The following is a 12,773-nucleotide window of genomic DNA, read 5'->3' on the forward strand; positions in this document are numbered from 1 at the left end:
GCACCGAGGACCCGCCCGACAAGGCCTACAAGGCGCTGGCGCGGCGCAAGTTCGCGGACTACCGGCTGGAGGTGGGCGGCCTCGTCGAGACCCCGCTGAAGCTCTCCCTGGCCGAGCTGCGCAAGCTCCCTTCCCGCACGCAAGTCACCCGGCACGATTGCGTCGAGGGCTGGAGCGCGATCGGCAAGTGGACCGGCGTACCGCTGGCCGATCTCCTGAACCAAGCGAGGCTGAAGCCGGAGGCGCGCTTCGTCGTGTTCCGGTGCGCCGACACCATGGATCAGGGAGACGACGAGGGGACCGACACGGACGATGTGGACGAGGGGCCGTCCGGCGGAAACGCCAATCCCGCTATGACCAAGCGAGCGGGCGGAGGTGAGGATAAACGGGATTCCGGCGGACAACAGGCCGTCGATGCCGAACCGGCCACCAAGCCCTGCGCTACTACGAGAGCATCGACCTCGTGGATGCCTTCCACCCCCAGACCATCCTCGCCTACGAGTTGAACGGGAAGGCCCTGCCGGTCGCGAACGGCGCACCCCTGCGCCTGCGGGTCGAGCGCAACCTCGGCTACAAGCAGGCCAAGTACGTGATGCGCATCGACGTGGTGGATAGCTTCTCCGACATCGGCGATGGCAAGGGCGGATATTGGGAGGACCAGGGCTACGCCTGGTACGCCGGCATATGAAGGCCGATGCGCCGGACACGGCCTTGGTTTCGTTCAAATCCTGACCGATATCGGCATCATTGCCGACCATATGGATTTGAACGGGATCCGTGTCCGAGAACGTGCTTCCCTTCGTGCGCGCGGAAGGCGCCGACCACAAAATCCTGGTTGAGAACGTCCGCCTACGGGAGTTGTTGCGGCAGGCCGGCATCCCATCTGACGCGACCGAGGCACCTGTCGACACCGGCTTCATGGCCGGCGGCGGTGAGATGGGGGCGCTCATGCGCTCGATGGACTGGTCGCAGACTTCGTTCGGCCCGGTCTCCGGCTGGTCCCAGGCCCTGCGTTCAGCTGTCAGCATCTGCCTGACCACCCGCTTCCCCGTCGTGTTGTACTACGGTCCCGAGCGCGCGCTGATCTACAACGACGCCTGGCGGCCGGTCGTCGGCGACAAGCATCCCTGGTCGTTCGGGCGCGCTGGCACCGAGGTCTGGGCCGAGATCTGGGACATCATCGGCCCGATGTTCGACACGGTCTTCGAAACGGGCGAGGCGACGTGGTCCGACGACCAACTCCTGCCGCTGAACCGCTTCGGCTACGTCGAGGAGTGCTACTTCTACTACTCCTACAGCCCGATCCGCGGCGAGATGGGCCGCGTCGAGGGCATCTTCACCGCCGTCACCGAGACCACCCTGCGGGTGCTCGCCGACCGCAGGACGCGGCTCCTGCGAGACCTCGCCGCCCAGTCCATCGAGGCGAAGTCCACGGCGGAGGCCTACGCCATCGCCGCCGACGTGCTGGCGGGCGACCCGCACGACGTGCCCTTCGCACTGCTCTACACCTTCGATGCCGGGACCGACGACCTGACCCTGGCGGGACATGTCGGGTTGCCGGAGGCAAGGGAGCACCTGCTCCGGACCGGGCTCGCGGAGGAGGACCTCTGGTCCCTACGCCAGGTCGCCGCGACCGGTGTTCCCATACTGCTCGAAGGACTCGACAGGACGATGCCCGGCCTGCCGGGCGGCTCCTGGCCGGAGTCGGTCACGCAGGCCCGCGTCCTGCCGGTCACCGCCGGGGCCGGGGGGCGGACCAGCGGGATCGCGGTCATCGGCATCAGCCCACGGCTGCGGTTCGATGAGCGCTACCATGCCTTCTGCGAACAGATCGCCTCCAACCTCAGCGCCGCCGTCACCAACGCGCTCGCATACCAGGAGGAACGGGCCCGAGCGGAGCGGCTCGCCGAACTCGACCGTGCCAAGACCGCCTTCTTCTCCAACGTCAGCCACGAGTTCCGCACGCCGCTGACGCTGATGCTCAGCCCGCTGGAGGAGATCCTCGCCAAGCCGCCCGGCGGGGTCCTGCCCGACAACCGGGCTCTGGCTACCGTCGCCCACCGCAACGGCCTCAGGCTGCTGCGGCTCGTGAACGGCCTCCTCGACTTCTCGCGCGTCGAGGCCGGCCGTACCCGGGCCGCCTTTCGGCCCGTCGACCTGCCCCGGTTCACCGCCGAACTCGCCGGCAACTTCCGGTCACTCTGCGAGCAGGCCGGCCTGACGCTCACCGTCGACTGCCCGGCCCTCGACGCGCTCGTGCCGCTCGATCCTGAGATGTGGGAGAAGGTGGTCCTGAACCTCCTCTCAAACGCCTTCAAGTTCACGCTGGAGGGCGGGATCACCGTGCGGACCCAGCGGGACGGCGACCGCGCCGTCCTGACCGTCTCGGATACCGGCACGGGCATCCCGGCCGAGGAGTTGCCGCGCCTGTTCGACCGCTTCCACCGGGTCGAGGGCGCCCAGGGGCGCACGTTCGAGGGTTCGGGCATCGGCCTGGCCCTGGTGCAGGACTTGGTCCGGCTGCATCAGGGTACCATCGGCGTGGCGAGCGAGCCGGGTCGGGGCAGCGTGTTCATGATCTCGCTGCCTTTCGTACAGGCTGACGTCGGCACGTCGGGCGCGGGCTTCACGCCGGGCCTGACCGCCGCGCGGGTCGAGGCTTTCGTGGCCGAGGCCCGCCGCTGGATCGACGGCGGCGCCGGCGCGGACGACCTGATCCTCGACGCGGAGCCGGCCCCCGACGCGTCCCGGTCCACCGGCCGTGTCCTGCTGGCCGACGACAACGCCGACATGCGCGAGCACGTCGCCCGCCTGCTCACCGCCCAGGGGTACGAGGTCCAGGTCACGGCGGACGGCGAGGCGGCTCTTGCGGCAGCCCGCGCCAGGCGCCCCGACCTGTTGCTAACCGACGTGATGATGCCGCGTCTCGACGGCTTCGGCCTGCTCGCAGCCGTACGCGCCGACGCGACCATGAGCGACCTACCGGTCATCATGCTGTCCGCGCGGGCCGGCGACGAGGCCAAGGTCGAGGGCCTCGACGCCGGCGCCGACGACTACCTGACGAAGCCGTTCTCGGCCCGGGAGCTGATCGCGCGCGTCGGCGCCAACCTGCAGCTCGCCCGCGTGCGGCGCGAGGCGGCGGATGCCCTTCGCCGGGTCAACGAGGATCTGGAGCGGGAAGTCGCCGCCCGCACGGCCGAGCGCGACCGGATCTGGCAGGTCAGTCACGACATGCTCGGCGTGGCCGATGCCGACGGCATTTGGCTGGCGGTCAACCCGGCCTGGACCCAGATCCTGGGCTGGCAGGCGCACGACATTGTCGGGCGCACCTCGGAATGGCTGGAGCACCCCGAGGACCGCGAGAAGACCCGCGCCGAGGTGCGGCGGCTCGCCGGAGGCGCGACCACGTTGGCCTTCGAGAACCGCTTCCTCACCCGTGACGACAGCTACCGGACGCTGTCCTGGACGGCGGTGCCGGCGGACGGGCGCCTGTACTGCGTCGCGCGCGACGTGACCGATAAGCGGGCCCACGCGGTCAGCCTCGCCCAGGCCGAGGAGGCCCTGCGGCAGTCGCAGAAGATGGAGGCGGTCGGGCAGCTCACCGGAGGCGTGGCCCACGACTTCAACAACCTGCTGACCATCATCCGCTCGTCGGTGGACTTCCTGCGTCGGCCGGACCTGCCGGAAGAGCGGCGCGCCCGCTACATGGATGCCGTCTCCGACACGGTGGACCGGGCCGCCAAGCTCACCGGCCAGCTCCTCGCCTTCGCCCGGCGGCAGGCGCTGAAGCCCGAGACCTTCGACGTCGGCGCCCGCCTCCAGGCCGTGGCCGAGATGGTCGACACCGTCACCGGTGCGCGCATTCGCGTCGTGGCCGACGTGCCAGAGAACCCTTGCTTCATCTGCGCCGACGCCAGCCAGTTCGAGACGGCGCTCGTCAACATGGCCATCAACGCCCGCGACGCGATGGAGGGCGAGGGCACGCTCACCCTGCGGCTGGCCTGCGATCAGGCGATGCCGGCCATCCGCGGCCACGGCCCGTCCCGTAACCCGTTCGCGGCCGTCAGCGTCGCCGACACCGGAACCGGCATCGAGCCCGAGACGCTGGCCCGCATCTTCGAGCCGTTCTTCACGACGAAGGAGGTCGGCAAGGGCACGGGGCTGGGTCTCTCCCAGGTGATCGGCTTCGCCAAGCAGTCAGGCGGCGACGTGGATGTGGCCAGTACCGTCGGACAAGGCACGACCTTCACCCTGTACCTGCCGCAGGTGTCTCCCGTGGACGAGCCGGCGAGAGAAGACGACGGGGAGCTGGCCTGGGGCGAGGGTCGGCGCGTCCTCGTGGTCGAGGACAACGTCGAGGTCGGTCGGTTCGCCACCCAGATCCTGGAGGACCTGGGTTACGAGACGGCGCTGGCCGTCAACGCCGAGGAGGCCCTGGACCGCCTCGGCGGCGATGGCGCAGGATTCGACGCCGTGTTCTCGGATGTGGTCATGCCGGGAATGGGTGGCGTCGCGCTCGCCGAGGAACTGCGGCGGCGCCTGCCCGACCTGCCCGTGGTCCTGGCGTCCGGCTACAGCCATGTCCTGGCGGAAGAGGGAGCCCACGGCTTCGAGCTCCTCCACAAGCCGTACTCCGCCGAGCAGATCTCCCGGGTCCTGAACAAGGTCAGCCGCCGGAAGCCCCGGAGATCCCGCCCAAGGCCGTGAACCGGCGGAGGTCCGAACCTCTCGCGTCGCGGCCCCTAAGTACCGTCCGAGTTGATGGGACCGGGAGGTTGGGGAGCTGGCGGATCGCTCGGTGGATCGCCCTTGGGCGGCGCCGGATCCGGCCGTGGGTCGCCGACAGACGGCAACGGCCACTTCCGGGGCGTGGCCTATCGGATTGTAAGGCATCCACCTCGTAGGCCTCTCGGGCGTCGATACGTGGATCCTGCGAACGGCGCCTTCAGGCCACGCCGCTCCGGTCGATCTGGCGCATTACCCGGTGCAGGTCGAACGGCTTCGGCAGGAAAGTCGCACGGGCCGGCAGAGCCTCGTTGGTCAGCGGCGTGTGTCCCGAGACCACGAACAGGAGCGTCGGCGGGAACCGCTCGCGGACGTAGTGGGCCAGCTTCAGCCCGTCCATGTCGCCGGGCATCTGCACGTCGGTGAGAACGACGCGGATCTCTCCGTGCCGGTCCAGCGAGGCAATCGCTTCCTCGGCGTTCCCGGCCTCGAACACCCGCCAGCCGCGCTCCTCGAAGAAGTCGACGATTTCGAAGCGCAGGAGCGCTTCGTCCTCGACTACGAGGACCGTCTTCGATCCGATAGGCGTGCTCTGACCCACCGCTACGCGTTCTCCCAAAAGACGGCCGCGTCATCCCGCCGGGCCTCAAGCGCGAACCTCAAGCCGTCCGGGAGGAATTCGGTTGCCGCCGTCCCCCCGAAATACGAGCGCAGCGAGCGCTCGATCAGGGTGGAGCCGAACCCGCGCCGGGTCGGCTCCGAGACCGGCGGCCCCCCATGCTCCTGCCACGCGAGCCTGAACTTGGCATGGGGTACCGTCCCGTCAACCTGCCAGGTCAGGTGGACGCGGCCGGTCTCATTGGAAAGGGCACCGTACTTGGCCGCATTCGTGGCGAGTTCGTGGAGGGCGAGGGCCAGGGCCACCGCCACCTGCGGCTGCAGCGCGACGGTGGGACCTTCCAGGACGATGCGTGTCCCGAGATCGCCATGGGGTGCCAGGGAATGCTCCGCGAGCGCCCGAAGGTCAGCGGAGCGCCAGGAGGCCCCGGTCAACACGTCGGTGGCCGTTCCCAGCGCCACCAGTCGCGCGGACAGGTTCTGGCTGGCGGACTGCAGGTCCGTGGCGTTGCGAAGGGTCTGCAGGGCAACCGACTGGACGACGGCCAAAACGTTCTTGAGCCGGTGAGCGAGCTCCCCATTCATCATCCGCATGTCGTCCTCGGCCCGCTTGCGGGAGCGGAAGTCGCGGGTGACGGTGCCGTAGCCGAGAGTGTTGCCGTCCGGGTCCGTTACGGGAAACACCGAGTAGAGGACGGGGATCAGTTCGCCCGTCACGAAATGACGGAATCGCAGCTCGCCGGACCAGTGGCTGTCCCGCACCACGGCCGGCAGGACTTCGCCTGCCACAGTGGCGGCATCCTCGGGCGGGAAGAAGTCGGCGATGGCGAGCACGGTGATGTCGGCCCCTTCCAGCCCGACCAACCGACGCGCCGCGTCGTTCATGTAGAACACCCGCCCGTCGACATGGGCCATGCCGATGAAGTCGGTGCTGTTCTCGGCCAACCGGACGAAGCGGTCGCGCTCCTCCTCGCTCTCGCGCAGGGGCGTGATGTCGCGCGAGACAGACAGGATGCGGTGTGGCTTCCCGTCCTGGCCCGGGATCGGGCTGACCGCGACGTGCCACCACCTGGGTGAGCCCTGCATGGTGCTGGCACGTCCCACGAAACTGGCCGAGCGTCCCTCCCGTGCGCCTTGTACGGCCGCGGCCGCCTCCACATGGCCGCGGCCGGCCCAGAAGTCCGGCCAGGGGCAACCGGAAATCGCGTTGAAGTCGCTGACCTCCATCACGCGCTGGCCGCCCTCGCTCATGAAGGTCAGCTTCCCGTCCAGGTCGAGCACCGTGATGCAGTCGGTCGAGCTCGACAGCACGCCGGCGAGGAAGCCCTCGCGTTCGGCCGCGTCCGCCGCCGCGCGAACCAAGTCCTCCCGCGCGACGTCCGAGGCGCGCAACGCCTGCCGCAAGGCGACGACGACCCCCACAAGGCCTGAGGTCGTCACCGCATAGATCGCAGATGCGGCCCATTGGGTCGGCGAGAGGATGCCGACCGGGGGGACGTCGAGGAGCACGTAACCGGCGCAGAGCGTCGAGAGCAGCGTGGCCCACAGCCCGGCGCCACCCCCGAGCAGCAGCGTCACGACGACAACGGCGGGGGTGAAAAGGAACCACGGAGCGAACTCCGCGAATAACGCGAAGCGCAGCAGGGCGACGGCCAGGACGGTGGCTGTCGCGATGCCGTACCTCGGAAGAACCGGGGGCGGGCTTGCGGTCGTGGTGGCGCGAAGGCGAGAGAGGATGGCGGTCGAGATGGTAGATGATACCACAGGCGCATGAGGGACGACGTCGGGCTTTTCTCCTAATTAGAAGGATTGTGACCGGGCCAAGGCCGGGAAGGTCAGGCTGTTTGGCGCGTGCCGGATGATCTCGCGATGTCGGTTCCGGATGTCAGGGGCAGCCGAAACCGGAAGGTCGTGCCGCGGTTGACGGAACTCCTCACGGTCAGCACGCCGCCTTGCCGCTCGACGAGGTCCCGGCACAGCAGCAACCCCAGGCCGCTCCCCCGCTCGCCTGCCGTTCCGTTCGTCGTCGTCCGCCGGTCGAGCCGGAACAGGTCGTCGACCTTGCCCGGCGGCATGCCGACGCCGGTATCCGCGACCGAGATCTCGACCTCGTCGCCCTGACGCCGGGCAGCGACCGTGATGGTGCCGCCAGGCAGCGTGAACTTGATCGCGTTGCTCACGAGGTTGCGCAGCACCGTGGCGAGCATGTCCCGCTGCGCCCGCACCACCGTGCGTTCGCAGGACGCTTCCAAGCTCAGCCCCTTATCCGCGGCCGCCTCTGCGGCACCGTGCATCACCTCGGAGGCCAGCGTGCCGAGGTCGACGTCGGTCAGCGTGACCGCCATCGTGTCCATCTGCAGGCTCGCCCAGGAGAACAGGCTCTCCAGCAGGGCGTAGGCCTGCGTCGCCGCCTCGTGGATGCCGTTGGCTCGGCGCTCTATGGAGGCGGGGTCGCGCGCCGCGACGGCCTTTCCAAGGACCTGGGACAGGCCGAGGAGGGCCTGGAACGGGTTGCGCAGATCGTGGGCGATGATCGAGAACAGCAGCGACTTCTGCCGGTTCAGCGTGTCGAGTTCGAGCGACTTCGCCTCCGCCTCGCGCCGGGCGGCGGCGAGTTCCGCCTGGAAGGCGCGCCGGGCCTCGGCGAAGCGGATCGCCCGGGCCAAGCCGGACGGCGTGACCTCGGCCTTGTCGAGATAGTCCAGCGCGCCGGCCCGCATCAGCCGCGTCGCGAGGTCCGGGTCGGCCTCACCGGTCAGCATCAGGACCGCCCGCGCCTCTCCCTCTGCCGCCAGCAGGGTCCTGAGGAGCGCGAACGTGTCGATGCCCGGCAAGCGATAGTCGAGCAGGACGCAGTCGAACGTCCCCTCGGAGGCAAGGCGCTCGGCATCCTCGCCGCCGGCCGCCTCGGTCAGCGTGTGGGCGAGGCCGGACTTGGCGAGCGCCCGCCGCACGGCCGCCCTGTCGACCGCGTCGTCGTCGATCAGCAGGATGCGGGTCGGGGGCGTCACCGGGGTGGCTATGCCGGGAACTCCACGACCTTCCAGTAGTGTTCCAGCAGCGCCACCGCCTCCATGAAGGTGTTGGCCGGGTCGCGCTTGACGATGTAGCCGGCGACGTTGTGCCCGTAGGCACGCATCCGGTCCTCGTCCGCCTTCGACGTGGTGATCATGAACACCACCGCCGAGCGCAGGTCCTCGTCGGCGCGCACCGCCTCCAGGAACTCGATGCCGTTCATGCGCGGCATGTTCAGGTCGAGCAGGATCAGGTGGGGCTTCGCCAAGCGCTCGCGTCCGTTCTCGCCGCGCAGGATCTCCAGGGCCTCGATGCCGTCGCGGGCGACCGTGATCGGGTTGCCGATCTTGCTCTTCTTGAACGCGCGCTTGAGCCCCTGGACGTCGACCTCGTCGTCGTCGACCAGCAGGATGTTAACCGTCGAGCCCATCCGCCTGTCCCTTCCGGCCGTCGAGCGGCCACGTGAAATGCACCGCCAGCCCGCGACCGTCCGGCCCGTCCGCGAGCCAGACCTTGCCGCCCTGCCGGTCGACCAGCTTGCGCACGATGGCGAGCCCCATGCCGCTGCCCTCGACTTCGTCGCGGGGCTTGAGCGTCTGGAACATGCCGAACACGCGTTCGCGGAACTGCTCGGGGATGCCGGGGCCGTCGTCGGTCACAACGAACTCGACCGCGCCCCCCGCCGGCTTGGCCTCGACCCGGATGTGCCCTCCGGCCGGCTGGTCGTGGTGCTTGATGGCGTTGCCGATCAGGTTCTGCAAGGCTTGGGTGAGCGGCGCCCGGGCGGCGTGGAGCGTCGGGAGGGAGGTATCCGCCGTGATGGTGAACCCTTCGGGCGGGCTGACCAGGACCGCGAGTTCCTCCACGAGCGCCCGTGTGTCGACCATGTCCATCGTCGCGTCCGCCCGTCCGGCCCTGGAGTAGGCCAGGAGGTCGTCGAGGAGGCTGTCCAGCCGACGCACGCGGCTCTTGAGGAGCTCCATGTTCGTCTGCACGTCGCCGGTCAGCGAGCCTTCCAGATCCTCCTCGATCCACCCGACGAGGTTCTCGATGCCGCGCAGGGGCGCCTTCAGGTCGTGGGAGGCGACGTAGGCGAACTGCTCCAGCTCCTCGTTGGATCGGCGCAGGTCGATGGCGTGACGGGCGAGCCGGCGTTCCAGGCCTTTGCGCTCGGTGATGTCGGTGTTGGTCCCGAACCAGCGCAGGATGGCGCCGTCCGGCCCGCGATGGGGCTGCGCCAGCGACAGGAACCAGCGGTATTCGCCGTCGGCGCCGCGAAGCGGGAAGGTATCCTTCCATGGCTCGCCGGTGCGGAAAGCCTCGCTGATGCGTTCCACGACGCGCTCGACGTGGTCGGGGTGGTGGACGTCGCGCCAGCCCCAGCCTCGCATCTGTTCGAGGGTGGTGCCCGTGTAGTCGTACCAGCGACGGTTGTACCAGATGATGTCGCCGCTCGGCTCGGCGACCCAGGTCATCTGGGGCAGCGCGTCGGCGAGGGCGCGGAAATCGTCCGTGGTGAGGTTCGCGGCACGCTCCACGCGTTGGTCTCCTGCGTCGATGGCCTTCGATGGCACGGGACGGTCAACGCGTCGCGCTCCGGCCCGGATCCGGTCGCCCCGTGGGACGATGCGGCTCGATGTAGGCCGGTCGGGATGACGGCGTCCACGAGCGGGTGCCGGATCAGCGGGGATGCCAACCGACAGGCTGTCCGCCTAGCCATCCCTGCGCTTGCGCATGGCGCGGCCGAGCACCCGCGACAGCGCCTCCACGGAATACGGCTTCTGCAGGAGCTCGAACCCGTGGTCGCCATCCTGCGCCAGCACGTGGCTGTATCCACTCGTCAGGATCACCGGCAGGCGCGGGTACAGGCGGCCGATCTCCCGCCCCAGTTCCACCCCGTTCATGCTGGGCATGACGACGTCGGAGAAAACCACGTCGTGGGCGTGCGGCTCGCGCGCCAGTTCGTCGAGCCCTGCCCTGGCGCTCAGCACCCAATGGGTCCGGTACCCCAGCTCGGTCAGCGTCTGGGTCACGAAGGTGCCGACGTCGCGGTTGTCCTCGACCACCAGCACGGAGGCCCCGCCGCCGTCCGTGATCGGTCCGTCCTCCTCCTGGCGGACCCGCTGTCGGCTCGCCGAGGCGCGCGGCAGGTAGAGGGTGAACGTCGTCCCCGTGCCGACCTCGCTTTCGACCATGATTTCGCCGCCGGACTGCTTGGCGAAACCGTAGACCTGGCTCAGGCCCAGTCCCGTCCCTTGTCCCACTTCCTTGGTGGTGAAGAACGGCTCGAAGATCCGCCCGAGCTTGTCCGGCGCGATGCCGCTGCCGGTGTCCTGGATCGACACCTCCACGTAGTCCCCCGTCACGGCCGCGTGGGAGCGCACGGCCGGCATCCCCTCCGCCGGACGAACGCCTATGGTCAACTCGCCCTCGCCATCCATGGCATCGCGGGCGTTGACCGCCATGTTGACCAGGGCGGTATCGAACTGGCTCGGGTCGGCGTTGATGAAGCACGGCTCGTCGGACAGGTGCTGGCGGACGCTGATCCGCGCGCCCGTCAGGGTACCGACCATGTCGGCGATGGCGCGCACGCTGACCGCCGCATCGAACACCTCGGGGCGTAGCGCCTGACGGCGGGCGAAGGCGAGAAGCTGACCGGTGAGCTTGGCGGCGCGGTCGACCGTGTCCGAGATCGCCGCGATGTAGCGGACGCGCCGCTCCTCCGCGAGATCGGGTCGCTTAAGCAGGTCGGTCGAGGATTTGATGACGGTGAGCAGGTTGTTGAAGTCGTGCGCCACGCCTCCCGTGAGCTGCCCGACCGCCTCCATCTTCTGAGACTGACGCAGCGCGTCCTCGGCCTGCAGGAGCATCCCCGCCTGCCGCCTGCTCTCGGTCACGTCGCGGGCGGAGCAGTAGAGGAGGCCCTCCGAAGGCACGGCGGTCCAAGACAGATGCACGTAGTCGCCGTCCTTGGCCCGGAAGCGATTCTCGAACGCCAGGGTGACCTGACCTGCCACGAGGTGGTCGATCTCCGCCCGGGTCCTGACCTGGTCGTCCGGATGTTCCAGCCACTCCGTGGTCCGGCCGACGAACGCGGCCTCCTCCCAGCCCAGCACCGTCGTCCAGGCGGGGTTGAGGCTCAGGATCACGCCATCGCCGTCGGTCACCATGAAGAGGTCGCGGCTGACCTCCCAGAGACCGTTGCGCTCCTGCGTCTGTTGCCGGACCTGCTCGGCCAGGGTCGCGTTCAGGGCCTGCAGGGCCATCTCGGCCCGCCGCTGGTCCGTGATGTCGGACGCGGCCCCGAGCCAGCCGGTCACCTCGCCCCGCGGATCGAGGAGTGGGACCGCGCGAGAGAATGCCCACCCCACCGTCCCGTCCACGCGGTTGACCCGGTGTTCGAGGCTGTAGTCCGACTTGGTGCGGATGGCGCGCTCGAACTCGGCGCGCACCGCCGCGCGGTCCTGGGCGGGGATGTACTCGTCGAGCCAATTCGTGTTGCCCGGAGCGGTGTCGGGGATGAAGCCGCCGCCGGCGAGTTGGTGCAGCTCGCTCCAATCGGCGCTGATCGAGTAGCGCACCTCGGAAGACGAGCGGATCAGGGCATCGAGGCGCTGCTTACTCTCGCGCAGCTGAACCTCGCTCGCCTGTACGGCGGCGACCTGTTCCCCGAGGCTGCGGTTGAGCCGGTTGAGGTCATGCTCGGCCACGACCCGGCGCGTCGTCTCCGTGACGACGAGGAAGATGCCGGCGATCCGGCCGTCGTCGTCCCAGAGGGGGCTATGGCAATTGGTGAAGTAGGCGTCCTGCGGCGTGCCGTCCCGGTCGGGGGTGTAGCGGGCGTCCTCGACGAGGTAGGGCTCGCCCGCGAGCACCTGCTCGAAGATGGGCGTGAGCTGGTCCCACATCTCCGGCCACCAGTCCCGCGCAGGCCGGCCGAGGTGGCCCGGATGTTTTCGACCGAGGCTCGGCGCGTAGGCGTCGTTGTAGATGGTGACGAGGTCCGGCCCCCAGTGGAGCATCATCGGGAAGGCGGAACTGAGCACGATCCGCACGGTCGCTTGCAGCGACAGCGGCCAGCCTTCCACGGGACCGAGGGCGGTGCCGGCCCAATCGATGGCGCGCAGGCGTTCGCCGGCCTCGCCGCCGCCCACGAGGCAGGACCGTTCGGGTGAGAAGCGGACGCTCATGCGTTCAGGGTCTCACGTGAGGGCTGCATCGCTCCGGGCACTTCACGATGCTCCTGGGAATTCCGCTCGCGCCCGCGGCGCACCCGGACCACCTCGCTCTAGGGCGTGTCATCGCTTGAGCCAGTCGAGGGCTGCGGCGAGGGACAGAACGCCCATGAAGCTGGTGGCGGTTTTCTCGTAGCGGGTTGCGATGGCACGCCATTCCTTGAGCCTCGCCCAGAGGCG

General features: G+C 69.2%; 7 protein-coding genes and 1 pseudogene. 2 read left to right on the forward strand and 6 right to left on the reverse strand.

The window, feature by feature from the left end:
• Both AAHG09_RS31065 and AAHG09_RS31070 read left to right on the forward strand, forming a co-directional pair.
• Window positions 1-688: pseudogene (locus tag AAHG09_RS31065) on the forward strand (molybdopterin-dependent oxidoreductase); the annotation flags it as partial.
• An 89-nt stretch (window positions 689-777) separates the two neighbouring features.
• Window positions 778-4,707 carry an ATP-binding protein gene (locus AAHG09_RS31070; protein WP_342112100.1) on the forward strand — a complete coding sequence of 1,310 codons (3,930 nt, stop codon included), beginning with the start codon at window positions 778-780 and terminating at the stop codon, window positions 4,705-4,707.
• A gap of 238 nt (window positions 4,708-4,945) precedes the next feature.
• Here AAHG09_RS31070 and AAHG09_RS31075 read toward each other — a convergent pair whose 3' ends face one another.
• The 6 genes from AAHG09_RS31075 to AAHG09_RS31100 all read right to left on the reverse strand — a co-directional run bounded on the left by AAHG09_RS31075 (window position 4,946) and on the right by AAHG09_RS31100 (window position 12,548).
• The gene (locus AAHG09_RS31075) at window positions 4,946-5,326 is read right to left on the reverse strand and encodes a response regulator (protein WP_342112102.1); all 381 of its coding nucleotides are present in this window, start codon (window positions 5,324-5,326) and stop codon (window positions 4,946-4,948) included.
• Between the two features lie 2 nt (window positions 5,327-5,328).
• Window positions 5,329-6,921, reverse strand: coding sequence for a PAS domain-containing protein (locus tag AAHG09_RS31080; protein WP_342112106.1), 1,593 nt, complete (start codon window positions 6,919-6,921; stop codon window positions 5,329-5,331).
• A 257-nt stretch (window positions 6,922-7,178) separates the two neighbouring features.
• On the reverse strand, window positions 7,179-8,354 hold the full coding sequence (locus AAHG09_RS31085) for an ATP-binding response regulator (protein WP_342112108.1): 1,176 nt from the start codon (window positions 8,352-8,354) through the stop codon (window positions 7,179-7,181).
• Between the two features lie 8 nt (window positions 8,355-8,362).
• The gene (locus AAHG09_RS31090; protein WP_305076628.1) at window positions 8,363-8,788 is read right to left on the reverse strand and encodes a response regulator; all 426 of its coding nucleotides are present in this window, start codon (window positions 8,786-8,788) and stop codon (window positions 8,363-8,365) included.
• Entirely contained in the window at window positions 8,772-9,896 is a 1,125-nt protein-coding gene (locus AAHG09_RS31095) for a sensor histidine kinase (RefSeq protein WP_342112113.1), read from the reverse strand. The genes AAHG09_RS31090 and AAHG09_RS31095 overlap by 17 nt, the downstream gene beginning before the upstream one ends.
• 174 nt (window positions 9,897-10,070) lie before the next feature.
• On the reverse strand, window positions 10,071-12,548 hold the full coding sequence (locus tag AAHG09_RS31100; RefSeq protein WP_342112114.1) for a hybrid sensor histidine kinase/response regulator: 2,478 nt from the start codon (window positions 12,546-12,548) through the stop codon (window positions 10,071-10,073).
• Between the last annotated feature and the right edge of the window lie 225 nt (window positions 12,549-12,773).

It is taken from the genome of Methylobacterium guangdongense (assembly GCF_038442355.1).
Lineage (GTDB): Bacteria > Pseudomonadota > Alphaproteobacteria > Rhizobiales > Beijerinckiaceae > Methylobacterium > Methylobacterium guangdongense.

Excerpts from the sequence above, each read along its gene's own strand:
- AAHG09_RS31090 (WP_305076628.1), bottom strand. The coding sequence starts at position 8,788 with ATGGGCTCGACGGTTAACATCCTGCTGGTCGACGACGACGAGGTCGAC.
- AAHG09_RS31100 (WP_342112114.1), bottom strand. The coding sequence starts at position 12,548 with ATGAGCGTCCGCTTCTCACCCGAACGGTCCTGCCTCGTGGGCGGCGGC.